At 65.0% G+C, this 25,445-nt stretch carries 16 protein-coding genes; 8 read left to right on the forward strand and 8 right to left on the reverse strand.

The annotated features are described in order from the left end of the window. Positions 1-26: 26 nt before the first annotated feature. From yidC to FK256_RS14440, 6 genes are all read left to right on the forward strand, one after another. Positions 27-1,199, forward strand: coding sequence for a membrane protein insertase YidC (gene yidC / locus FK256_RS10065; RefSeq protein WP_141424666.1), 1,173 nt, complete (start codon positions 27-29; stop codon positions 1,197-1,199). 53 nt (positions 1,200-1,252) lie between these two features. Then, a complete protein-coding gene (locus FK256_RS10070) occupies positions 1,253-1,876 on the forward strand; it encodes a Jag family protein (protein ID WP_021605008.1) in 624 nt (207 codons plus the stop codon). 2 nt (positions 1,877-1,878) lie between these two features. Then, on the forward strand, positions 1,879-2,523 hold the full coding sequence (gene rsmG / locus FK256_RS10075; protein WP_009232704.1) for a 16S rRNA (guanine(527)-N(7))-methyltransferase RsmG: 645 nt from the start codon (positions 1,879-1,881) through the stop codon (positions 2,521-2,523). Positions 2,524-2,629: 106 nt separating this feature from the next. Then, a complete protein-coding gene (locus tag FK256_RS10080; protein ID WP_009232703.1) occupies positions 2,630-3,532 on the forward strand; it encodes a ParA family protein in 903 nt (300 codons plus the stop codon). Further along, positions 3,532-5,172 (forward strand): ParB/RepB/Spo0J family partition protein, encoded by a 1,641-nt coding sequence (locus tag FK256_RS10085; RefSeq protein ID WP_141424667.1) that lies wholly within the window; start codon positions 3,532-3,534, stop codon positions 5,170-5,172. Before FK256_RS10080 ends, FK256_RS10085 begins: the two co-directional genes overlap by 1 nt. A gap of 475 nt (positions 5,173-5,647) precedes the next feature. Further along, entirely contained in the window at positions 5,648-5,812 is a 165-nt protein-coding gene (locus tag FK256_RS14440) for a hypothetical protein (RefSeq protein WP_211343564.1), read from the forward strand. Between the two features lie 3,751 nt (positions 5,813-9,563). On the opposite strand, the gene FK256_RS10095 is transcribed toward FK256_RS14440, so the two are convergent. From FK256_RS10095 to FK256_RS10130, 8 genes are all read right to left on the reverse strand, one after another. Next, the gene (locus tag FK256_RS10095; RefSeq protein WP_141424668.1) at positions 9,564-10,511 is read right to left on the reverse strand and encodes a D-alanine--D-alanine ligase family protein; all 948 of its coding nucleotides are present in this window, start codon (positions 10,509-10,511) and stop codon (positions 9,564-9,566) included. An 8-nt stretch (positions 10,512-10,519) separates the two neighbouring features. Next, positions 10,520-11,857, reverse strand: coding sequence for an aminotransferase-like domain-containing protein (locus FK256_RS10100; RefSeq protein ID WP_141424669.1), 1,338 nt, complete (start codon positions 11,855-11,857; stop codon positions 10,520-10,522). Between the two features lie 213 nt (positions 11,858-12,070). Then, a complete protein-coding gene (gene thrC / locus FK256_RS10105) occupies positions 12,071-13,510 on the reverse strand; it encodes a threonine synthase (protein WP_141424670.1) in 1,440 nt (479 codons plus the stop codon). Positions 13,511-13,726: 216 nt separating this feature from the next. Next, positions 13,727-14,053, reverse strand: a complete 327-nt coding sequence (gene trxA / locus FK256_RS10110; protein WP_009232696.1) for a thioredoxin — start codon at positions 14,051-14,053, stop codon at positions 13,727-13,729. A 110-nt stretch (positions 14,054-14,163) separates the two neighbouring features. Beyond that, complete coding sequence (gene trxB, locus FK256_RS10115) at positions 14,164-15,090, reverse strand: thioredoxin-disulfide reductase (protein ID WP_021605020.1); 927 nt, start codon at positions 15,088-15,090, stop codon at positions 14,164-14,166. 86 nt (positions 15,091-15,176) lie between these two features. Beyond that, positions 15,177-19,472, reverse strand: coding sequence for a lipid II flippase MurJ (locus FK256_RS10120; RefSeq protein WP_141424671.1), 4,296 nt, complete (start codon positions 19,470-19,472; stop codon positions 15,177-15,179). Continuing rightward, the gene (locus FK256_RS10125) at positions 19,469-21,973 is read right to left on the reverse strand and encodes a DUF6049 family protein (protein WP_141424672.1); all 2,505 of its coding nucleotides are present in this window, start codon (positions 21,971-21,973) and stop codon (positions 19,469-19,471) included. The genes FK256_RS10120 and FK256_RS10125 overlap by 4 nt, the downstream gene beginning before the upstream one ends. Further along, positions 21,970-22,479, reverse strand: coding sequence for an NUDIX hydrolase (locus FK256_RS10130; RefSeq protein ID WP_009232692.1), 510 nt, complete (start codon positions 22,477-22,479; stop codon positions 21,970-21,972). Before FK256_RS10130 ends, FK256_RS10125 begins: the two co-directional genes overlap by 4 nt. Before the next feature lie 176 nt (positions 22,480-22,655). Here FK256_RS10130 and FK256_RS10135 point away from each other — a divergent pair, with 176 nt between their 5' ends. Both FK256_RS10135 and FK256_RS10140 read left to right on the forward strand, forming a co-directional pair. Beyond that, complete coding sequence (locus tag FK256_RS10135) at positions 22,656-24,134, forward strand: CCA tRNA nucleotidyltransferase (RefSeq protein ID WP_141424673.1); 1,479 nt, start codon at positions 22,656-22,658, stop codon at positions 24,132-24,134. Between the two features lie 10 nt (positions 24,135-24,144). Continuing rightward, positions 24,145-25,362: a Gfo/Idh/MocA family protein gene (locus FK256_RS10140; protein WP_141424674.1), complete on the forward strand. Its 1,218-nt coding sequence runs from the start codon at positions 24,145-24,147 to the stop codon at positions 25,360-25,362. Positions 25,363-25,445: the final 83 nt, after the last annotated feature.

Genomic DNA, 25,445 nt, shown 5'->3' on the forward strand with positions numbered 1-25,445 from the left:
CGAGAACCCTCATACAAGGAGTACGGATGGACACGTTGCTATGGCCCCTCAAGGTGGCTGTGGCCTGGGTCATGGTCACGATCCACAAGGCCCTGGTCCTCATCGGGTTCCCCGACGGACCGGGTGTCGCCTGGGTGCTGTCCATCATCGGTCTGACGATCGTGGTGCGGCTGCTCATCATGCCGCTGTTCGTCAAGCAGATCCGGGCCTCGCGCGGGATGCAGCTCCTCCAGCCGGAGATGCAGGCGCTTCAGGCCAAGTACAAGGGCAAGAAGGACCCCGAATCGCGCCAGCGCATGAACGAAGAGATGATGGCGCTCTACCGCAAGCACGGGACCAACCCCATGGCCTCCTGCCTGCCGCTGCTGGTGCAGATGCCCATCTTCTTCGCCCTGTTCCGGGTCCTGGCCTCCCTGGGGGCGGTTGCTACCGGCAACTACGGGCGTCCCTCCATCGGCCCGCTCACGATGGAGCTGGCCAAGCAGGTCCAGGCCTCCAGCGTCTTCGGCGCCAGCCTGTCCTCGTCCTTCATGAACAGCTCCGTCACCCAGGTCAAGATCGTTACGGTCGCCATGATCATCATCATGTCGGTGACGCAGTGGTACACCATGGCGCAGCTGTCGATGAAGAACATGTCGACGGAGTCCCTCAACTCTGACAACCCCATGATCCGTTCCCAGCGGATGATGATGTACGTGATGCCGGTGATCTTCGCCGTCTCCGGCGTCAACTTCCAGATCGGTGTGCTCGTCTACTGGGTCGTTTCCAACTTGTGGACCATGGGGCAGCAGTTCTTCACCATCCGCAACATGCCCGCGCCCGGCAGCGAGGCCGAGAAGAGGTACCGCGCCCGGGTTAACGCCAAGCGGGCGCGCAAGGGCCTGCCCTCCCTGGAGGAGGAGGAACGAGCCGAGGCGGCCGCCAAAGCCGAGGCTGAGGGACGCACCGGCGGACAGCGGGTGCAGCCGGTACGTAAGAACCGGCAGAAGAAGTCCGGCGGTCAGAACAGCGATGCCCGCCCCGACGTCGAGCAGGATGCAACCGATGAGGTGACTGATTCCGAAGACTCGGCATCGTCCAAGAGTCATGGCCTCAGCGACGAGGAGATCGCTCGACGTCGTTACGAGCGCCGCGCCCGTCAACGTCGCGAGGCGGCAGCCCGACGCAAGGCTCAGGCGAAGAAGAAGCGCAACCGTTGAGACTTGCTCAGCGGCGAGACAACCCGGTTCCCATCACAGATACGGATGACAACATGAGTGAGCAGCACAGCAACGACTCCTCCCACCACAGCGCAGGCAACCCTGTGAGTAGTACCGTCTCGCGCCTTGAGGAGGAGGGTGAGATCGGTGCCGACTATCTCGAGGAGCTCCTCGACATCGCAGATCTGGGCGGTGACATCGACATCGATGTCGACCACGGGCGTGCCTCGATCGCCGTGGTCGCCTCTGAGGAGGGCGACGAGCGCGAACTCGCCGATCTCGTGGGGCGCGACGGCGAAGTCCTCGAGGCCGTTCAGGAGCTGACCCGTCTCGCGGTTCAGGCCCGTACCGGCAACCGGTCCCGACTCATGCTCGACATCAATGGTTACCGGGCCGATCGTCGGATCGAGCTCACCAAGGTTGCTCAGGAGGCGGTCACCAAGGTGCTCACCTCGGGCGAGCCCGTCAGCCTGGAGCCGATGAACCCCTTCGAACGCAAGGTGTGCCACGACGTCGTCGCCGCCGCCGGACTGGTCTCCGAGTCCGAGGGCGCCGAACCGCACCGGTACGTGGTGGTCCTGCCGGCCGATGAGATGGATGACCAGGATGGTGATGACATCAACGACGGCGACCAGACCGAGGAAGCCGGAGACGAGCCGGCTGTCGAGCAGGCCTGAGCATGACCGGGGAACAGCGGGCGCAGGTGGAGGAGCCGACGCCGGAGATGCGGGAGATCTTCGGGGTCTCCTTCGCGGCGGCGGAGCACTTCGCGCAGATGCTCGCTGAGGAGGGCGAGCTGCGCGGCCTCGTGGGGCCGCGTGAGCTTCCCCGTTTGTGGAGCCGGCACATCATCAACTCGGCCGCCGTCGTCCCCTTCCTGCCGGCTCGTGGAAGCGTGGCCGACGTCGGCTCCGGGGCCGGCTTTCCTGGCGTCGTCGTCGCCCTGCTGCGACCCGACCTCGATGTGACGCTCATCGAGACGATGGAGCGCCGCACCCAGTGGCTGTCCGACGTCGTGGAGGAGCTGGGCCTGGACAACGTGACCATTCGGCGTGCGCGGGCCGAGGAGATTAAAGACCGCTATGACGTGGTCACGGCTCGGGCGGTCGCGAACCTGTCCAAGCTCGTCAGACTGACGGCGCCGCTGCTGCGACCGGGGGGCGCGTTGCTCGCTCTGAAGGGAATGCGGGCACAGGCTGAAGTTGATGATGCCAAATATGTGATTAAAAAGGCAAAGTTATCAGTTGCTGTGATTCATGAGATCGTTACTGCCGGTGACGAAACTACTGCCGTTGTTGAGATTCGCCGCCCGAAGAACCGGTGAGATACGGCGCGCGTTCGTGTAACGCGTAAGGATCGACCTGCTCGCGTAGACTCGTAACTGCCCGACTGGCTCGGGCCGTTGGGTTGTCGTCCGAGGAGAAGCAGGTTTGTCCGGATCGTCTATCTTCGATCAGCTCCAGGCCGAGCACCTCGCCCTTGACGAGGTAGCGGGTGGAGAGTTCCCACATCCCGAGCGAACCCGCGTCGTTGCGGTCGCAAACCAGAAAGGCGGCGTCGGAAAGACATCGACGGCCGTCAATCTCGCCGCGGCTCTGGCCGAGGGAGGGTTGCATGTGCTCGTCATCGATGCCGACTCACAGGGCAATGCCTCGACGGCGCTGGGGGTAGAGCACGATGATGACAAGGCATCCATATACGACGTGCTCGTCGATGGGATGGCCATCAAGGATGTGGTGGCCAAGACCCGATTCTGCGAGACGCTGTGGTGCGTTCCTGCAACGATCGACGTGGCCGCCGTGGAGATCGAACTGATTTCCACTGCGGAGCGGGAGTCAAGGCTGCGGCGCGCACTGGTGGACTACCTGGTTTCACGTGAAACCGACGGACAGGACCCTCTTGACTACGTCATCATTGACTGCCCGCCGAGTCTCGGCATTATGACGATCAATGCCTTCGTTGCCGCTGACGAGGTTCTCATTCCGATGCAGGCCGAGTACTACGCCCTCGAGGGACTGGCTCTGCTGACACGCTCCATCGATCGGATCGCTCGCATTCACAATCCGGGTCTGGGTGTTTCGATGATCGTGCTGACTATGTTCGATGGGCGTACCACTCTGGCTCGTGAAGTGGAGTCCGAAGTTCGTTCCTATTTCCCTAACGCGACGCTGGACACTAAGGTTCCGCGTTCGATTCGTGTTGCCGAGGCCCCCTCCTTCGGCGCTCCTGTGGTGTTCTGGGATCCCCGGTCCACCGGCGCGATTGCGTATAAGAAAATGGCTCGTGAGGTTGCCCTACGGGGCGCCCCCGGAAATGAAGGCGAGGAAGCCTAATGGCTCAGAAACGGCGCGGACTTGGACGGGGTCTGGAGGCGCTGATTCCAGACGCGCAGAAGGAGAAGGCATCTGCTTCCCGCCCTTCGGACGTGTTCTTCCCCGAGTCGCGGGAAGCTGAGACCCACAACGGGGGCGAGAAAGTACACGTCGACTCTGCTCCCGAGACTGATGCTGCACAGGAGGGCCGAAATACTCACGATCTGACTGCCGCACTTCTGGCTCCGTCTCAGCGGAAACGTGCCTCCAAGACCCGCTCGACATCATCCAAGACAACGGGGAAGAGCAAGCGGACGACGTCCGTTTCACGTGAAACCGTCGCGGATTCCGCCGGTAGGACGCGTGCTTCCAAGACGAAGGATGAAAAGGCGACATCGGCTGGGACGTCAACGAAGCATGGCCGGTCTACCAGTGCCGTGACGCAGAAGCGTTCGTCGAAGAAGGTATTGGAGGAGACCCAGAGAAGTTCTGAGGCTGCCGAGGAGGCGAAGGCCGACGAGCTGCGACCACAATCAGAGACCGTTGAAGCAGCGCCCGTGGCGACCGAGACGTCAGCGAGCGATGACGTGGATGCGGTTGATAACGCTGGTGGTGAGCCTGCCTCGCAGAGCATGGATACCTCCGAGGATCTTCCTGTTTCACGTGAAACCGCGGAGAAGCAGTCCTCGAGCGAGGAGTCTGAGCCCTCTCCTTCCGAGGCTGTTCGAACCGGCACGGAGCCAGCTGGACCAGAAGCTCGTGTCGACGAGCATGCCACTACTCACGATGATCTCGATGCCGCTGAAAGCGATGGTCCTGATCTCGTTCCGGTACCCGGCGCGCATTTTGCAGAAATTCCGGTCGGTCTGATCCATCCGAACCCTCGCCAGCCTCGACAGGTATTCGATGAGGAGGACATCTCCGAACTTGCCGCCTCCATCGCGGAAGTGGGGCTCCTCCAGCCGATCGTGGTGAGGGAGGTCCACACCGCTGAGGGAGAGGATCCGCGCTACGAGCTCATCATGGGTGAGCGTCGCCTGCGCGCCTCTAAGGAAGCCGGCTTGGACAAGATCCCGGCAGTGGTCCGGGATACCGACGACGTCGATATGCTGCGGGACGCACTGCTGGAGAATCTGCACCGCGTTCAGCTCAATCCTCTTGAAGAGGCTGCGGCCTATCAGCAGCTGCTGGAGGACTTCCAGTGCACCCACGCAGAACTGTCGGAGCGGATTGCACGGTCTCGTTCTCAGATTTCCAACACGCTGCGGCTCATGAAGCTGCCGCCGCTGGTTCAGCGCAGGCTTGCTGCGAATGTCATCTCAGCCGGACACGCCCGCGCTCTCCTTGGCCTTCCGAATGCCGCGGAGATGGAGCGCCTCGCTCAGCGAGTCGTGGCCGAGGGCCTTTCGGTTCGTGCCACGGAGGAGCTCGTTGCTCTTCATGAGGAATCGGATCCGGGCTCGGATCAGCCGAGAGTTCTACGTGCCCGCAGTACTCCTCTCCCCGCGCTTTCGACGCGGCTTTCCGATGCATTTGATACTCGCGTCAAGGTCACCCGTGGGGCGAAGAAAGGGCGCATCACCATCGAGTTCGCTGGTGATGAGGATCTTGCGCGCATCGTCGGTGCCCTGGCGCCGGGAACGTCTCTCGACGAAGAGTAGACCGTACCAGGCTTACGAACACTCGTGGGGTCGAGGCAGTACTGCCTCGACCCCACGTGCTATCGATCAGAGACCAGCCCCGTTGATGCTCCGCTTCATGTCCGTAAGGGGGATGCGCCCGATGTTTCACGTGAAACCGACGAGTGCGCCGGCTCGAGATCTCTGCCCTATAGGAGAGTTCTGAGTTAGACGCAGGGGTCGGCAAGGTCGGTGGGTGAGGGCGGCTGAATCGGTTTGGCCGAGATGGTATGTCGCTGAGACGGAAGCGCGGGTCCCGTAGGGACGATGACATGGGAGCACGCCACCGACCTGACCGTCGCCGTCCTGCAATCCCTGGGGTGGAGGCGAGGCTGGCCCTGCCCTCAGAGTCCACCATCCGCAGGGTCCTGCAGGACCTGGATCCCGCAGACGTAAATGCCGCCTGAGGTCCTGGTTCTGTACGTGTACCGGCACCATCGAAGAAGGAACAGTGGTCGTGGTGGACGGCAAGACCATGGGCGGGGCCCGCCAGGGGCAGGCATCGGCGCCTCATCTCCTGTCCTCCCTGGACCAGGCCACCGGCGCCGTGCTGTCCCAGGAGCGGGTGGAGAATAAGTTCAACCAGAAATCCCCTCCCTACCGGTCCTGCTCGAACCGTTAGACCTCGACAGGGTAGTGGTCACCGCCGATGCAATGCATACCCAGGTGAACACAGCCGAGTAGATCGTCGGTCGGCGTGGTCACTACCTTCTCACGCCTCTGGGCAACCAGAAGACCCTGCACCGCACTTTCACGGCCCTGCCGTGGAAGAACGTCCCGTCCACCTCCTGGGTCGACACCGGACACGGGCGGCGAGTGCGGCGCACCGTTAAGGCCGTCGAGATCCCCGCCTGGGTGGACTTCCCGGGGCTGCTCAGGTGGTTCAGTTCCGACACACGCCAGGACCATCAAGGGCAGGAGGCACGTTGAAGTGGTCTACCGGGTCTGCTCCCTACTCATGTACCACGCCCAACCCGAAGCCATCGTCGCCTGGACTGAGGCGCCAGAGCCGCTATCGCCTCAACCACCGGATCCCTGTCAAGACGCCCCAAACGAGCTATCAGACTACTAACCCGACCAACCACCTCAACCAACTCTGCCAACTCCTAGAGTCAGATGCATCGTGTGCCTGACGACAAGCAGCTGAGGAAGCTTCCCACGTTCTTCGGCTAATCGAGAGAGAGGACCAGGACGCGATTGTTCTGCAGTCGAGTGGGCGACGATGTGTGTTTCACGTGAAACACAGGCGTGTATGGCCATGATCCGACAGCTTCTGAATCAGGTGACTGAACAGAGGAGAATCGGGAATGTGTGGAACGTGGGGCTGACCTGGTGGGACGGATACCAAGTGGCGCTTCATCCCTGAGCTGAGTGTCCGCTGGCTGTCCATCGGCAATGAGATGCTCGCCGCGCGTCGTCGGGAGAAGGACTGGGCAACAGAATCGGTTCCCGAGTGTCTGGGGAACAAAGCCTGTTGATGACGCCGACGGTGCCCACGAGCCTGTCATGTCGTTCGTCATCATGTCACTGTCGAGATGCTGGCACCCTCCCCCGGGGGAGGGAGGAGAATAGATGATCCTTGAGGGTAGAGAAGGTGAGAGCTGGACTGAAGCGATCCTGCTGCAAGGAGGCCGTCCGAATCCGTGACTGAGAACTGCTCGTCGATTGCAGCAGATGTCTGAATCGCTTGTCTTGGGTCTCGTACAATCGCACCTCGCATACCGTTGGTGTGTTCCGTGAGTGTCTGACACAGGACGAGTGCAGTGCTGGTTTCACGTGAAACCGAAGGTACGAAGCGAGAGGTTCTGGATGACGATGGGCATGAGACGTTCCGCAGTTCCGTCTTTCTAACGACGCAGGAGGGCCCCTTGCTATCGGCTTCATCGATGCGGTCAGATCGGCGTCAGAGGCACTGCGCCGCCCCGCAGCTGCACCCGATGAGGGGCCGTCTATCTGTAGACGCTGTTGCGAAGCGGGAACAGTGGCCGGGGGGTACCTGATATCGAAGGAGGACGGGTGATATCCGGAACCAGCTGTTTCACGTGAAACCGAGGGCGCGCATAGAGTGTGGATAGCGCCTGAAATGAAAGGGTGTCCTAGGAGCTTGATACGGCGGCCAACAGTTGCCTGATTCCACGTGGGTAGTGCTTTGATCGATGACTACTCATCTCGAGACTTGACGGCAGGAGGGGGTGAGCCAACGGCACGGTAACTTACCGTTCTGTCTCTCACCCAGGATGATCTGACCGGCAGGGCGAAGCACGAGGTGGAACGTGACACTTCTCCTCCGGCTTCTCTTGAAGTCGATGCGGCAACCGGCGGACGCTCGGTCGAGTGATGCTGTCGAAGGGTGTCATGCGTCTATCGAGGTCTGAAAGGACGCAGATCGGATTCGGTTTCACGTGAAACATGATCGGGTCTGAACTGATCGAGCACGCGTTGTGGGTCGCGTCGTGAATCTCATGAGGGACTAATTCATCGGCGTCGGGTTGGTTTGCATTCACCCTTGCCCTGTCTGGAGACTCACCACCCTTGATTACTGAGGCGATGAGGCAAGATACTGGGAATGCTCGTTCAGCGTCCTAGCGGTGTCTGCGACCGTCGAGCGAGAGCGAACTGCGGGGTAGAGCTTGCGAGCAGTATCTGACGCGGCTCGCGCACGTAGATTTGCTTGTAGCGAGCTCCGGTTTCACGTGAAACACGACTGCTCCTAAACAGGTCGAATAGGACAACTGTGCCGCCGGGTTTGGCGGTACCCAGGATGTGATGGTCGAACGAAGAACTCCGGCAGTGGGCGGTCATCATTGCTGACGATGTGACTCTTCTTCAGGACGATGACGGGTGTCTCTATAACGATGCGTGGGCGCAGGACTGTGTAGGGATGGGGCATGAGAAGAGCACCTTCCCAATCTCCCCATCACCGCACCGCAAAGAGAAGCTGAAGAATCTCGTTACTTCGTTGGTGACGTCTTCAGTGAACGCTGTGGATGCTCCTTGACCAGATGAGAGATCGTGGGAGAGGGGTGGTTTCACGTGAAACAGGATCTGGGAGGCCAGGTGCTTGGTGATCTGAGCTGGCGATACTGATCTGCACATCATCCAAGATGTGGTTGAGACCATCGACCGGGACCCCGCCCCTACTCTGTTGCTGCCTCGCCGAGGAGAGTGGGGAACGAGTCGACCTGTAGATGTGATTGCAGATGATACTGAACGCAATGACGAGGTGACGTCGGCGGAGTAGTCGGCAGTGAAACCCCAGTTCATTGATCTCTGACGAGACGTGCATCCTGAGAAGCCTCGGTGGGGAGCTCGGCCTTGATCAAGGAGAGTGGACCGCTGATCGCCAGTGCTGTCACCCTGATTCGTGTTTCACGTGAAACCTGATGATCTCGTGCAAGCAAGAGGCACAGTTAACTGGTTGGTCTGGAACGAGTCCGTTTCTGCACGGGAAACAAGTAGCTTCCATACGGCTCCTCTTCATATGTTCCCTTCGTACTGGCACACCGGCATATGCAGCGGACGGTCCCGGCTCGAGTCGAAACGAGTACGCACAGGAGACACCATGCCCGGCACAAGAACGCCGCTGCCAAAGTTGGCATCAGGATGGCCCAGCGGGAGAGGCCCGCGTGTTCGCGGGAGCTCGGGTGACGTCGTCTGCTATGCGGTATCTCTGATCCATATGATCTAATCATTGCGGACGGGAAGACTATGTTTCACGTGAAACGGTGATTGTGGTGGCTGCAGCGGCGGGAACAAGATCGACTGTTTCTCGGAATCGGGTGAGTGGCAATCATGCGGCGTTCATCGGCAGCCCCCTCCCCTGAGGAGGAGGACCGGAGAGAACCTGACGAGAACAAGTACGGTCAGAAAGATGCCACAGACATGAAGATGAAGGTACGCCACGTGGATGCAACCTGGCCTTGTACCGTTGTGCTGAACGGCTGGAGCCGGCTAGCAGAGCGAGCTGGCGCTCACGGTGTGCTAGCCGCCCCTTCGGTTCGTCAGGCATTCGTGGGCGATGTATCTGATCCCGATGATCATGACACTGGTGCGACGGTGGAGCAGTGCGTCATTGCGATGTCGATCCGTGGTTTCACGTGGAACATGAGTTGATCGGTGGTTTCACGTGAAACATCACGGGAATCGTTACGAGGCTCCTGGATGTAGCATTCCGCACTCTCGAAGTCTTGCCGGGCGGTCAGTGGTTGGAGCCTTCATCGGCGCGGGCTTCGGGCTATATACATCGCCGGTATGACGGCGGTAGAGGTACGGGACGGTAGCTGCACCGTCGTTCCCTACCGCCCTCTCCTCTCCATACAACAAGCGGCTCCGCTCATTCAGAGCGGAGCCGCTTGTTTCACGTGAAACAAGGCCTAGGGACGGACGAACGGGTTCCTCACGAGCGTGTCATACAGGTCCTCCAAATCGCCCTCCGCTTTCGCAGCGATCGGTAGCAGGGATGTTTCGGTCATTCCTGGAATGACATTGACGTCGATGAACCAGGGCGAGCCCGCTTCGTCGAGAATCAGATCGGTTCGAGAGAGGTTTCCGAGCCCAAGCGTCTTGTGGACGGTGATAGCAGTGTCTTTGACCATGCCGATGGCAGAGTCATCCAGACGTGCGGGAACGAAGTATTCAGAGCGTCCCGGGTTGTATCGGGCATCAAAGTCATACTGGCCATCGGTCACGACCTCAACGGGGGGAAGCGCACGTGGCCCCTCTCCCGTGTCCACGACCGACACAGCAAGCTCCGTGCCGGGGACGTAGCGTTCAATGAGTGCTCGCTCGTCATAGGCGAAGCACGCGACCATGGCCGACCTCAGCTCGTCCGCCGTCGACGCGTAGGACACGCCGAGTCCCGAGCCCCCTTGATGAGGTTTCACCACAACAGGAAGACCCAGGTGACCCGCGACGACGGTCAGCACTTCCTGCGCTCCCAGCTGACTGAAGTAGGAATGTGGAAGAGTCAATGAGTCAGGAGTAATCACTCCTCCGGTGCGAACACTTGCTTTGGCTGTTGGTTTGAAGGACGCTCGCTGACAGCCGTCGGAGTGAGTGCCCACGTACGGCAATCCCAGGGCGATGAGCACGTTCTGCAGTCCACCGTCCTCCCCGGGGCCACCGTGCACCAAGGGCCAGACGACGTCGGGGCCGAAGGTCTTGAGCGACCCGATGGCGCGCGCGTCGATATCCAGGACGAGGACGGTGTGGCCCAGGTGTTTGAGAACCTGGGCGACACGATGGCCCGACCGCAGTGAGATATCGCGCTCGTGGCTCAATCCACCGGCAAGAACAGCGATACGGAGTGGGGACTGATTCATCGTCAACCTCAGATCTGGTCGGGAGCAGGCGCATGAACGCCCTCGGACGGACGGTGGCTGCTGGTCGGACCGAACAGGTCCAACAGCTCAAGATCGCGGGTCACGACGCCGGACAGTCGCCGCACACCCTCGCGGATCTCAACGGGCTCGGGATAGCAGAAGGAAAGCCTCAAATGGTCCTGCCCCGCCCTACCGCCGGCGTAGAAGGCCGTCCCCGAGACGTAGGCGACCAGGCTGGTCACTGCACGTGGCAGCATGTCCTTGGCGTCGAGACCGTTGGGAAGCCCCACCCACACGTAGAAACCACCATCGGGGACGTTCCACCGGCACATCGGCAGGAACTCCTCCAACGCCGCCACCATGGCGTCGCGGCGCCCCCGATACATCGTCCGGAACTCTCGGATCTGCTGCTTCCAATCGAATTGGTCCAGATACATCGAGATCGAGTACTGACCCACCGAGGACGGGCACAGGATCGCGGCCTCCGAGGCCAGCTTCATCTTCTCCCGTACCGCCGGTGGAGCCACCGCCCAGCCCACACGGTAACCGGGAGCGAAGATCTTGGAGAAGGAGCCGAGGTAGACGACGTCGTTGGGCGCGAGGGTCTTGAGGGCCGTGTAGGTCTGACCCTCGAAACCAAGCAGGCCGTAAGGATTGTCTTCCACGATGAGGATATGGTGGCTCCGACAGATTTCGATGACCTGCGAACGGCGCTCTTCCGTGAGCGTCACTCCGGCAGGATTGTGGAAGTTGGGCAGGCAGTAGAAGAACTTGATGCGACGTCCCTCGCGCTCAAGCCGGACGATCGTCTCCTCCAGGGCCTCGGGAATGACTCCGTCTGCGTCAATGGACACCTGCTGCACATCGGCCTGGTAGGTCGAGAAAATCGACAGCGAACCGACGTAAGTGGGGGCTTCGGCCAGGACGACGTCGCCGGGATCAACGAAGAGCTCGGTGATAATATCGACCGCCTGCTGGGACCCGGTGGTGACGATGACATCCTCCGGATAGGCCTCGATCCCTTCCAAAGCCATGACCTCGGTGATCTGCTCCCGCAGCCGCGGCAGTCCCTGGCCGTTGCCGTACTGCAGCGCCCTGCCGCCATCCTTGCGGATCATCTCAGCTGTGGCCTCGGCCAATCGCTCCAGCGGGAGGTCCTTGAGATTCGGCATCCCCCCGGCCAACGACACCACCTCCGGACGCGAGGCGACGGCGAACAGCGAGCGCGTCTCCGACGCGCGCAGACCATGAGCTCGCGCGGCATAGCTGTCCAGCCACGGATCGAGCCGGTTCCCCTTCACCTGGTTGTTGTCCTCACTCACCTGCGGTCCTTCCTTGGTCGCCATGACTGCGTCCGTAAGCCCAAGTCTGCCACGCTGAGCCATCGGGCAGGACACGGTCAGGCCGGGAGTAATCCGCAGTGTTTCACGTGAAACAAGGAGAGCCCGAACCGGCTTGTCATGAGACGACGGCAGCAGATGAGGACGCGCCGTGCATCACCGAAGCGATGCACGGCGCGGTGCCGTCAGGTGCGGCGCCCCAAGGGGATCGACCCCGGTTCAGGAGGTCAGAGCCCGCTCCTCGATGAGAGCGTGCAAGGGGGCCTCCTCATTGTCGATCGTCTCCACCTTCTGAGGCCGAGTGAGCAGGTCTGCGATGATGTCGGGGGTTTCCGGATCCTTCCCGAGTGCCTCGGCCACGGTCTGCGGGAACTTCGCGGCCTTGGCCGTTTCCATGACGAGGGTTGGAAAACCGGGTTCCATGGTGCGCAATGCCACCGTGATGCCGTCGGCCGTGTGCGGGTCGATGAGACGGTCGGAACGTTCCTTGACGGTGCGGATGGCTTCCAGCCGATCGGCGTGCGACGACCTTCCTGCCACGAAACCGAACTCCTCTCCCAGGCGTGAGAGCTGATCGCGCAGATCGAGAGTGCCGGTGGCCTCCAGCTCCGCCCAGCGCTGTACGAAGGCCTCCGGCCCCAGCAGCGCCCAGATGAAGCGCTCCAGGTTGGAGGCCTTCGAGATGTCCATCGATGGGCTGGAGGTGGCCAGCGTGTCCGTCGCCGAGCGCGGTCGATAGACGCCGGTGGTGAAGAACTCCTCGAGGACGTTGTTCTCATTGGTGGCCAGGATGAGTCGGCGGATCGGTACGCCCATGGACCGGGCCAGGAACCCGGCGTAGATGTTGCCGAAGTTGCCCGAGGGGACGCACACGTCCACGCGGTAGCCGGCGCGCGCCCCCTCCTCCACTGCGTCGGTTACTCGTAGCCAGGACCAGACGTAGTAGACGGCCTGCGCGGCGATCCGGCCGATATTGATGGAATTGACGGCCCCGAGGTGGTGAGCCTCTTTGAAATCCGCGTCATTGCTCAGGGCCTTGACCAGCGCCTGACAGTCGTCGAAAACGCCCCGCACTGCGATGTTATGAATGTTGGCATCCTGGAGGGTGTACATCTGGGCCCGCTGCACCGAGCTCATGCGGCCAGCCGGCGAGAGCATGAAGACGCTGACGCCCTCCTGACCCCGGAAGGCGTGCTCGGCCGCCGAACCCGTGTCTCCGGAGGTGGCCCCCAGGATATTGAGGACCCTGCCCTGCTTGGCCAGCACATAGGGAATCGCCTGCCCCAAAAACTGCATGGCCAGGTCCTTGAAGGCCATCGTCGGCCCCTCGGATAGACCCACGAGGACCAAACCGTCGGCGACGTCGCCGAGCGCGGTCACTGGGACGACGGGCTGCGGGAACCGGGGCTCGCCGTAGGCGGCCCGGGTCAGTGCGGCCAGGTCGTCACGTGGAACATCGGTGGCGAACAGTCCGATGATTTCGGTGGCCAGATCTGCGTATCCCAGCGGTCGCCAACTCTCCAACCGATCCGCGGTGAGAGACTCCAGCCGATCCGGGACCGCCAGGCCGCCGTCGGGCGCCAGGCCCGCCAGAAGAACGTCCATGAACCCGGCCGGTGCCATTTGGCCGCGGGTCGAGATGTACTGGGTGTGCTGCATGTGCTGCCTTCTTGCCGTGTCGCGCGCCGTGAAACCGCCGCGATTCCGGAGCGATTCTACGGGGCAGAGACCGCGGACGACAGACGAGCCCCGCCTATGACGAGACACGTCATCAGATCTCTCGTAGACGACGCCGGCCCCGCCCATCGCTCCGAGAAGGATGATTGGACAGGACCGGCGTCGAATCGGCAGACGGCGGCTGGCGGGAGTCCGGCGTCAGGCCAGGACCTTCTCCACCTCCGACTTGAAGGAGGCCTTGGGGCGCGAGCCGCTGAACTGGTGGAAGACCTCGCCGTCGCGCATCACCGCGAAAGTCGGAATGGAACGCACGCCGTAGGAGCGGGCGGTGGCCGGGTTGGCGTCCACGTCCACCTTGACGAACTTGACCTTGTCACCGAAATCGGCGGCGACCTCGTCCACGATCGGTGCCATCTGGCGGCAGGGGCCGCACCATTCGGCCCAGAAGTCGATGACGACGGGGACGTCGGACTTGAGGACTTCCTCCTCGAAGGTGGCGTCGGTGACGGCGAGAGCCTCGGACATGGTTTTCTCCTCGGACGTTGTGGATGGGTGAGTCGGGATAGGCGGAGAGCAGGAGCTTCGACGGCGCCGGCGCCGGTGCCGTCCGTTGAGCTGAGGTGCGCGGCGTCGGGTCAGGCCTGCAGAGTGGTCAGGTAGTGCTCGGCGTCCAGGGCGGCGCGGCAACCGGACCCCGCCGCCGTGATCGCTTGCTGATAGGTGGGGTCAGCGACGTCGCCGCAGGCGAAGACCCCGGGGATGCGGGTGCGCTGCGAGGGGGCTTCGACCTTGATGTAGCCGGCCTCGTCGAGCTCGAGGACATTGGAGACGAGCTCGCTACGCGGAATCTGGCCGATGGCGACGAACAGGCCGGTGGCCTCGAGCTGGCGGCGCTCGCCGGTGACGGTGTCCTCCAGAGTGAGGCCGGTCAGCGAGTCCTCGCCGTGGAGCTCGACGACGCGCGAGTTCCAGGCGAAGGAGATCTTCGGATCCTCCTGGGCGCGCTTGGCCATGACGGCGGATGCTCGCAGCTCGTCGCGGCGGTGGACCACGGTGACGGAGCGGGCGAAGCGGGTCAGGAAGGTCGCCTCCTCCATCGCCGAGTCCCCACCGCCGACGACCACGATGTCCTGGTCTTTGAAGAAGAACCCGTCGCAGGTGGCGCAGTAGGACACGCCGTGACCGGAGAGGCGCTCCTCCCCATCGATGCCCAGGTGTCGGTACTCCGAACCGGTGGAGATGATGACGCTGCGAGTTTCGTAGACGCCGTCGGAGGTGGTGACGCGCTTGATGCCGCCCTCCAGTTCGAGACCGGTGACGTCCTCGTAGCGGACCTCGGCGCCGAAGCGCTCGGCCTGCTCCTGCATCTGGTTCATAAGCTCGGGGCCCATGATTCCCTCGATGAAGCCGGGGTAGTTCTCCACCTCGGTGGTGTTCATCAGGGCGCCGCCCGCGGTCACCGAACCGGCCAGGATGACTGGACGGAGCTGGGCGCGGGCCGCATAGATGGCTGCCGTGTAGCCGGCGGGGCCGGATCCGACAATGACGACGTCGTGAATCATGACTCTCCTGACAGGCGGGCGATGGCCGCGTTACGCGGACACCCAGTGCAACTAGTAATCAATTAAGCTTGTTCCCATGACTAAGCTTATTTGACTGTAACCTCTGTCACGGTGGCTTTGTAGGGGAACTCATCGGCCACATTGTTCTTGGGAAGCTGGGTCACCCGCACGACGATGGTGTCGACCTCTTGGGGCTTGTCGATCGTGAAGGTGGTGTTTCCCGCGGTGAAGGGGCCCTGGGCGAGTAGCGTGCCGCCACCGGCGTTGTTGATGTCCGTGGCGCGGACCTCGACCTGCCCGCCCTCATTGGTGCCTTGGAGGTCGATCTGCGAGACCTTGGCGGAAGACTTGAGCTTGATCTCGATATCGATCGGCTGTGCCAGCTCCGGGTTGCTGGTGTTGTGGGAGAACCAGGGACGACTGGTGTCTCCGTCATTGAGGTACTTCTGGTTGTTGGCAGCCTGGGAGCTCGGGTTGTTGACAACGCTCACGCTGGCGATCTCGGGTGGGACTGCAGGTGCCTCGGTGGCAGGGGCAGACTGCTGCCCGCCACCGCCGGCGTTCTGGGAACTGGTCGAGGGAACGGTATCCGCGGCCGCGCGGTCCTTGTCCGCGAAGGGGATGCCGATTGTCTGATACACGATGTAGCTGGCCGCCCCCAGCGAGACCAGAACGATGAGGACGAGCGTGACCAGGACGCTGCCGGTGGTGCGCTGTTCCCGGCGGGCCGCCTCGGGGTCGATCTCCTCCTCGTCGTCATCCTCGAAGGCCGGGAAGCTACCGGTGAAGGGCTCGGCCGGAACCGGTGCGGGTCCGGGGACGGTCTCGGAGGCGGTCGACAGGACGTTCGGAATCGGGTTCGCGGGTCCGGTGACCTGGACATAGGTGTCGTCGGCCGGATGCTCCTGTGCCGCCGGAGATCCGGAGTGCTGCGGGTCGAATGCGGGTGCGGGTGGTGCGGTCGCGCCCGCACTGACCGAGGAGGTCTCGATGACTGCGGTGGCGTCCGTAGGCGCATCGGCGCCAGCTGGCAGCGACGGCGCCTGGCCGGGCTGAACGGGTGCAGTCGCTGACGGGTTCGCCGTCGGGGCGACCGTGGCCCCCTTGCCGGCACCGCTGCGCCGCAGCCGATCCAGAACCCCGCGTGCCGCGTTGGCGACCCCGGCTCCTGCGGCTCCGGCATTTACAGCGCCGCCAGGAACACCAGCCGACGGCGATGGACGCTGCGAGGCTGCTGGAATCGGCATCGAGCCCGATTCGTGGTAGCCGACCACGGGGTCCCAGGTTCCCAGTGAACGGGCCACCTCGGCTGCGGAGATCGGTGGTTGGCTGCTCCAGGTGCGTTCACACAGCTCGTCCAGGATCGGGTCGATCCCCGGCACGAGCGTGGAGGGCTTGACCGGGACGCCGCCCAGACGGGGTGCGGAAGGGATACCGGGGCGCTTGCCCGGCCACCGGCCGGTCAGGCCGTAGTAGAGGATCTCCACCAGCGCGCGGGCATCGGCGCGGTCGGCGGCCGACGGGTCATGGCCTGCCACCCGGCTCTCCAGGTTCAGCGCGGCGGCCTCGATCCCCAGGCCGCTGACTTTGATCCTGCCATCGGGAAGAACGCGGATGGACTCGGGAGACAGATTGAGGTGGTGCAGGCCCCTACGAGCACCGGCGTCGAGCGCCTGAGCAGTCTCGCCGATGATCGAACGCGCCTGCGCGGGGGGCATGCCCCGGGAGACCAGAGAGGAGAACGTGCGCCCGGTCAGCGGCTCGGTGACGATGACCGAGGGCTCGGCGCGCTCGACGTCGTAGACCAGCTGGAGGCGCTGATCCTCGACCAGCACCGCTCTACTGGCCGACTCCAGGACGTTGTCGCGGTGAAGCGTCGCATCGGTGAGAACCAGGATCGTGACGTCTCGATCCAGGATCGTGTCAACGCCACGGTGCCTGACAATACGCGGCAGCGTGGTGGACAGCGTTCCCAGGAGCCCGTAGCGACCACTGCCGATCGGCGTCGCCTCCGACATGCGTCTCCTTCCTTGAGATGGTTGTCCATCTGAACCGGTTGATCCCATCGTAACCGTCTGAGGGCTCCGAACCGGGGTGATGTGGCTCGTGTGGGCAGAGGCATGGGAAGGGTGGGCGGCGGACTGTCCTGTGGCCACCCGGGAAGGGGGAATGCTGGCGGGCAGTGAGGGCGGGATACTTCCGGGAGTGTTGCCCGGGAAGCGCCCGGGCGTCTGGGAACGGCGGGAAGCCTCGGCCGCGTAGTCGGCGCTCGTGGGTGGCGGTGGGGCCGCTGCCTGCGAGGGCGCCGGTGGTCGGGGCGCGAGCGGGTAGGCCGGCTGCCCGTCCTGGGTGTAGCCCGCAGGTGCCTGTGACGGCCAACCGCCGGCAGGCTGTCGACCCATTTGACCCGGCTGTCCCCAGGGGTGGGTTTGCGCCTGCGAGGGGGGCGGCGGTGCGGGTGTGGCTGCCTGGGCGGAGCTGGAGGTGTAGCCAACAGCACCATATGCGGCCGGACCCGTCGAAAAATCTGACTGGGTGGCAGTGGACCGTGCCGGCGGCGGAGGCGGCGGCGCAGCCTGGGTTGCGGGCATCTGGGCGGTGGCATACGTCGTCGGCTCCGGCGGCGACAACCAGGCCGCGATCGCCAGGACCACTCTCCCGGGCGCACCGGGCAGACGGTGACCGATCGCGGACAGGATCCGTGAGAAGGGCCGGAAGGCGACGGCGATCTCCCCGATCTTCACCACGCGCCCCATAAGCAGGTAGATGATCGACATGACGGCCGCGACGATGGCGATGTGCCCGAAGGCCGCGAGCATCTTGCCCAAGGAGGAGTCCCCATCGACATCGCCCATGAGCAGATTGAGGACGATCCCGGCGGCGACCGCTGGCGCCACCGCCATGACCAGACGCAAATGGGTGGTGATGATCTTACGACCGTCGAGGCTGGGCAGGTGGGAGCGCATCATGGGGATGACCACCGCGCAGCCCCCGATCTGGCTGATCGTGTTGGCCGCTCCCGCCCAGGTCATCCAGTGGTTGGCCGGGGCCATGAGGTAGGCCATGATGCACAGGACTACCGGGATGACGCCGACGACGACGTCGGCCAGGAGTAGCCGCTTGGTGTCGGAATAGGCCAGCATGACCCGCTGGGTCCCGAACCAGACGCCCTGCGGGACGATGCCCAGCGCCAGGGCGATGAGCATGGGGGCGCTGGCCTGGGCTTCGGGCAGGGTGATCGACGGCGTGAAGAGCTGGAGGGCCGGGACGGCCAGGACGCAGATGCCCGCCGTGGCCAGCACGGTGAAGACACCCGCCGAGCGCAGTCCCAGGGAGAGATCCTCACGCACTCCGGCGGCGTCCCCGGCCGCTGCCTTCTCGCTCATACGGGTGAACAGGGCGGTGATGATGGAGGTGACCACCAGGGACTGCGGCAGCATGTAGATGAGATAGCCGTTGAGCCACATGGTGGTCGAGGGCACGATGACGTCTGCGTACTCGGGCTGCTCGGAGGCTGTGACCGCGTAGGAGCCCAGGTTGGAGGTGATCCAGTTGCTCAGGCTGGCCACGCCCACTCCGGCCAGCGCCCACAGGGCCACCTTGACGGTCTTGCCCAGCCCCAGGCCCCGCACCCCGAAGATAATGCGCGGCCGGAATCCGGAGCGCACCAGAGGGATGTAGAGAATCAAGGCCTGAACAGCGATACCCAGGGTGGTTGTCGCCCCGATAAGCGTGATCCGGGAAACGTCCCAGACCTCAGGTCCTTGGCCTGTGGTGTACCGGCCGTAGATATGGAGGTAGGCCAGGATCGAGGCGATCGAGATGATGTTGTTGAGTACCGGGGACCACATATAGGGCCCGAAGCTCGAGCGTGCGTTGAGAACCTGTCCCCATAGCGCGTACAGACCGTAGAAGAAGACCTGCGGCATGAACCAGAACGCGAAGGCGAAGGATAGCGTGCTCCACTGCCCCTGAGCCAAGGAGTTGGCATTGATGGCGAAGATGAGGGGCGCGGCCGCGGTAGCGATGCAGGTGACCACCAGCATGAGCGTGGCCGCAGCGGTCAGGAGCCGGTTGACGACCTCCTCGCCGTTGCGCCGTCGCAGCGCCTGGACGATCTGCGGCACCAGGATCGCGTTAAGGATCCCGCCGATCATCATGTTGTACAGGTAGGTGGGCAGGTTGTTCGCCGTGTTGAAGGCGTCGGCGGCCCCCGAGCCGGTGGCGCCGAGCGCCATCACGATGAGGGCGTTGCGCACCATGCCCAGGATTCGGGAGACCAGGGTCCCCGAGGCCATGATGGCCGAGGATCGCGCCAGCGACGCCTGGCTGCGCCCCCGGGAGGAGGAGCGCCTGGCCCGTGCGTGCTTGATCATGCTCATGCCGTCTCCTGTGCTGCCGGGGTCACCGCGGTGCGGCGGCCTCGTCGTACTGTCCTCACAGTACCGATCACCACGATGGAGACAAGGATGCCGACGATGATGCCGGTGCCCCGGCTCTCCCAGTCAGCGCGGACTCTCATGTGGACGGTGGTGGGCGTGCCCACGGTGGTGCCGTCTGCGGCGAGCACCTGGACCGTCAGGCCCACGTCGCCCGAGCCGACGGCTTGGATCGGCACCGTGACCTTGGCCTGCTGGTGCGCGGGAACGGTCACGGTCGTGGTGCGTGGGACCTGGAGGCGCTTGTTGTCCGAGACCAGGTAGACCTGGACGGTGACCTTCTGGTCCAGGGACGAGGTGATCCGCACCGGCAGCTGGGCCTCGGAGCTGATGAGGTTGATGGTTGATGACGGAACTGCGGCCAGCGAGGATGTGACGCCTGCTCCGGCCGCCTCGGCGGTTGGAATTTGAGCGTCACGGGTGGCGGAGTCGGCCCGCCAGGACGCCGAGGAGACGACGGTCTCCAGATCCGTGTAGTCGCCTAGCAGCGCAGCCGGGTTGGAGAGCACCGAGGACACCGATTGCAGGGTGCTGGCCGTGCCGGCGGCCGCGGCGAGGGTCGCCGCGGGCAGCTCGTCGTTGTCGGTCACCCTGTCCGGCGGCTCGGAGCGCTCGATCCCCGAGGTCCCCTCATCGACGGCCTCGACCTCCGCCCGGGCGTGCTCCTCGAGGGTGCTCAAGGACTGGGGCTGGGCCCAAGAGGTGGAGTGCAGGGCGTCCACGCGCTCTTGCAGAGCGGTGGGGTCCGCGCTGGAGGCCGCTTGACGGGGCATCGCCACGACGATGTCGCGCTCGAGCGCCGGGGCCTGACGGGTCAGGATCGCGCTGTCGCCGCGCAGCAACTGGCGGGTATCGAGCTCCGCGGCCTGAGGAGACTGGGTGGATGGGGCGGCCTGTTGAGCCTGGTCGGCGGTGCCGACCTCGGGTGTCCTACTGGCGAGTGCCTCGGACAGGGACTGCTCGGGGAGCAGGACCGCGCGGTCCCCGAGCGCACCGAGTCCGGAGGGGGTGTAGGTGAGCTCATCGGCCACCGGCAAAGAGGTCGGTGAGGCGATGATGGTGGATGTCGATTGCGGCAGCACGTCGACCGTGGCGGAGTCCGTGATGCTGGAGGCCGGCCAGGCCAGTGAGGCCGGCGCCCCCGCCTTGACGATGGCCGACTCCCGGGTGCGCTGCGTGGCGGTCTCGATGAGACTCGTCTGCTGCAGATGGGCCAGTGCTGCGGTATCGGAGTCGCCCCACGGAAGGGCCACGAGACTGCCCGTGCCGATGGCCCGCACAAGGGCGGCGGAGAGTTGGGTGACGTCGTCGGGGGTCTTGGTCGGCGGCGATGTCGCGGTCGCGCTCGCCGAGGGCGAGGGCGGCGCCGAGGATTTCGGCGACGGACCGGCAGTCGCCGAGGGCTCCGCCGTGGACGGCGATGATGAGTCGCCACCCTGAGGTGTCTGAGGGGCACCCTCGGACGCCGAAGACCGGGAACCGCCGTTACGGGCGGCCTCCTCTAGGCTGGCCGAGGTCACGCCCAGGGCCTCGACGAGCGCAGGGTCGACGGCCACGACGACGTCGTCGCCGGCCATGCCCAGCAGGCCGAGGACCCGGCTGTGGATACGGGTGAGGGCCTCCTTGCGCTCCTGGTTACGCGGACCGGCCAGAACTGCCGTCTCCTGTGCGGAGGCGGTCACCGGGATGAAGGCGGTCAGGCGCACCGGGGCGACGGAGGCGCCGTTGTCCCACACGAGGATGCTGCGGTCCTGGGCAAGGGAGCTGCCTTGGGACTCCAGTTTGACGGCGATGCCGCGCGGCCCCCACTGGTCGGCGCTGGTCAGCGGCAGCTCGTCGGCCGGAACGGTGATGGAGAACTGGGTGACCTCGCCCGGCTGGAGGTCGCGCCCCAATGGGACCGTCAACGGGTCCGACAGCCCCGACTCGTCGGTCCCGTTCAGCCATTTGGTCAGACCCAGGCTCGTCACCTCCGTGGATCGCTGCACTCGCGTCACTAGATCCACCCCGGTGACGACCTGGCCGGTTCCGTTGGTGATGGTGCCGCTCAGCACCAGGTCCTGGTCGCTGTGCAGCACCTCGGGGGTCAGGGCATCGATACTCAAGGTCACCTGGTCGGCGACCACCTTGGTGCGCGGGGTCTGCGAGTCCTCGGCGCTCTGGTCCGAGGGCCCGGTCTTCAGGGTCTTCTCCGCCGGGGCTGACGGTGAGATCGACGGCTTCGTCGGCGCTCCGGGTGCGATGTCGGCAGAGATCCCGGCGGGTCCAGCGCCCGGGGCGCTGGCCGGAGCAGAGTCCGCCCACGCTGCCGGCAGGGCTATCAACGGCCACGCCACCAGGCCTACCACGCCCAGCAGGACGGCAATGGCCACCACCGCCCTGCTCCGCAGCCCGGAGCCCAGTGTGGCGACCACCTTTGCGCACAGATTGGTGGCGCAGGTCATCCGTCCCCCACCAGGATGTCCCAGGCCGCGGCCACGATACGGCGCTCGTTGGGATAGGCCAGACGGTGGGAGACGTCGTCCAGGGCGACCCACTCGACGTCCTCGGCCTCGTGGTCCGGATCGTTCTCCGTGGTCAGGGTCCCGCTGACCGCCTCCAGCAGAAAGTGATGAACCACCTTGTGGACGCGGTGCTCCTGACCGGCGAACCAGTAGTCGATCGTCGCCAGGTGCAGAAGCACCCGGCCGGTGATCCCGGTCTCCTCCATGATCTCGCGGACCGCGGCCTGCTCGGGCGTCTCGGCGCCCTCCAGGTGCCCTTTGGGCAGGCACCACTCCAACCGGCCGCCCCGGTTGCGCCGGGCGATGACCGCCGTGAAGGCCTGCCCGTTCTGAACGTCGACGACCAGGCCTCCGGCACTGGTCTCGTTGACGATCGGCAAAGCGCGCGCACTCGCCCGATGAGCCGGGTTTCCGGCGCGGGGTGTGCGAGTGCGTGGCGAGGGCATAGGGACACTCTAGGGCGTCGAGGCCGCCGGATGTCTCTGGCCGAGTACGTCGTCGCACACAGCCGCACCGCCCGTGGGCGCGGCATGTGTGAAATACGCGAGACGGTCCTCACGACGGCGCCGACGGTGCTGTCGACGACGGCGCGCTGGGCGGGGTTCATGGCAGGCTTGGGCCGATGACTGCGCACCCCGATCCCTCCGATCCCATGGACTCCGCTGAGAACCGCGGCCTGACCCGGCGGGCCCGAGCGGCCCTCGAGGGGCTGCCCCCCGCCCTGGCCGCCCTGGGGCACGCCTTCGTGCGCGCCGGGCATGAGATCGCGCTTGTCGGCGGGCCCGTGAGGGACGCCTTCCTCGGCGTCGCCCCCCACGACCTGGACCTGACCACCTCGGCCCGCCCCGAGCAGACCGAGAGGATCCTGGCCGCCTGGGGCGAAACCACCTGGGACATGGGCCGGGCCTTCGGCACTATCGGTGCGCGCAAGGGCAGCACCATCGTGGAGGTCACCACCTACCGCACGGAGGCCTACGAGGTCGGCTCGCGCAAACCCCGGGTCACCTACGGCGACACCCTCGCCGGGGACCTCACCCGCCGCGACTTCACCGTCAACGCCATGGCACTGCGCCTGCCCGACCTCGAGCTTGTCGACCCCTGCGGCGGCCTGGCCGACCTGACCGCCGGCGTGCTGCGCACCCCCGTCAGCGCCGAGCAGTCCTTCGACGACGACCCCCTGCGCATCATGCGGGCCGCCCGCTTCGCCGCCCAGCTCGGCTTCGACGTCGAGATGGACGTCATGAAGGCCATGGAGGACATGGCCTCCCGCCTGGAGATCGTCTCCGCCGAGCGCGTGCGCGCCGAGCTCGAGCGCCTGCTGGTCAGCCCCCAGCCCCGACGCGGACTGGAGCTGCTGGTCCACACCGGCGTGGCCGACGTCGTCCTGCCCGAACTGAGCGCCCTGCGCGAGACCGTCGACGAGCACAAGCGCCACAAGGACGTCTACGAGCACACCCTGACCGTTCTGGATCAGGCCATCGACCTGGAGACCGGTCCCGACGGGCCCGTCCCCGGACCCGACCTGGTCCTGCGCCTGGCCGCGATCCTCCACGACATCGGCAAGCCCGCCACCCGCCGCTTCCTGCCCGACGGCACCGTCACCTTCCACGGCCACGACCACGTCGGCGCCCGGATGGCGGCCAAGCGCCTGCGGGCGCTGCGCTTCGACAAGCAGACCATCAAGGACGTCTCGCGCCTGGTCGAGCTCCACCTGCGCTTCCACGGGTATGCGGACTCCGCTTGGTCGGACTCGGCCGTGCGCCGCTACGCCACCGACGCCGGCCAGCTCCTGGAACGCCTCCACCGGCTCACCCGTGCCGACGTCACCACCCGCAACCGCCGCAAGGCCGCCATGCTGGACCGCGCCTACGACGACCTCGAAGAGCGCATCGAGGCCCTGCGCGCCGCCGAGGAGCTGGCCGCCATCCGCCCCGACCTCGACGGCGGCCAGATCATGGCCGAGCTCGACGTGCCCCCCGGGCCGATCGTCGGCGAGGCCTACCGCTTCCTCATGGATCTGCGCATGGAGAAGGGGCCGATCGGCGAGGACCTGGCACGGCAGGCGCTGCGCTCCTGGTGGGCGGCCCGTCAGAAGAGCTGAGGGTGAGAGAGTGCTTGAAGTATCAAGAGAACTGCGAGTCGGCGTCGTCGGCATCGGGGCCCGCTGCTACCTGGCCGCGCTCGCGGACTCCTCGCCGATCGGAGCCCGGCTCGTCGCCGCGGCCGACACCGCGCCCGACGCCGCCGTTCGCGCCGAGCGCCTCCTGCCCGAGGGCGTGGCGGTGGTGGCCGACCACCGCGCCCTGCTGGAGTGCGGGATCGACGCCGTCATCCTGACCACCCCCGATGACACGCACGAGGAACTGGCCGGCTTCTTCCTCGAGGCCGGCGTCCCGGTCTACCTGGAGAAGCCCCTGGCCATCACCATCGAGAGCGCCGACCGCATCCTGGCCACCGCCCGGCGCACCGGTACCCGCCTCTACGTGGGTCACAACATGCGCCACATGGAGGTGGTGCGGCTACTGCGCTCCATCATCGACTCCGGGCAGATCGGCGAGCTTAAGGCGATCTGGTGCCGCCACTTCGTGGGCAACGGAGGCGACTACTACTTCCGCGACTGGCACGCCGAGCGCCGCCACGTCACCGGCCTGCTACTGCAGAAGGCCGCCCACGACATCGACGTCATGAGCTGGCTGGCCGCTTCCGAGCCGGCCCGCGTCGTCGGCATGGGCGGACTCATGGTCTACGGCGACGCCGAGCGCCGGGAGCCGGGCACGAGCGCCGGCACCGTCATGCAGGACTGGTTCACCCTCGACCACTGGCCCGCCGACGAGGTCGGCGACCTCAACCCCGTCATCGACGTCGAAGACCACTCCATGCTCATGATGACCATGCGCAACGGGGTCATGACCTCCTACCAGCAGTGCCACTTCACCCCCGACTACTGGCGCAGCTACACGGTCATCGGCACCCGCGGCCGGGCCGAGAACCTCGGCGACAGCGCCGGCGACGTCGTCAAGGTGTGGACCGAGCGCACGGAGCACTACGCCGAGCGCGCCACCGAGGAGTACGTCATCGCCGAGGAGGGCACCGGGCACGATAGCGCCGACCAGCTCGCCATCGACGAGTTCCTGCGCTTCGTGCGCGACGGCGGGGTCACCGATGCCTCACCGGTCTCCGCACGCGAGGCGGTCGCCGCCGGGGTGCTGGCCACCCGGTCCCTGCGCTCGGGATCCGTCCCCTACGACGTGCCCGAGCTCGACGCGGACCTGGCGGCCTATTTCCATCGCGGCCAGCGGGGTCCGGACTCACCGACTTCTTCTTCATAAACGACGCGGCTCCGCGTCATCTTTGAAGAAAATGTCGGTTTGGACGGTCGGCACCACGTACAGTGCGAGCCGGGCGGTGCTGG

Origin of the sequence: Actinomyces johnsonii (assembly GCF_006546835.1) — a bacterium.
GTDB classification, from domain to species: domain Bacteria; phylum Actinomycetota; class Actinomycetes; order Actinomycetales; family Actinomycetaceae; genus Actinomyces; species Actinomyces johnsonii.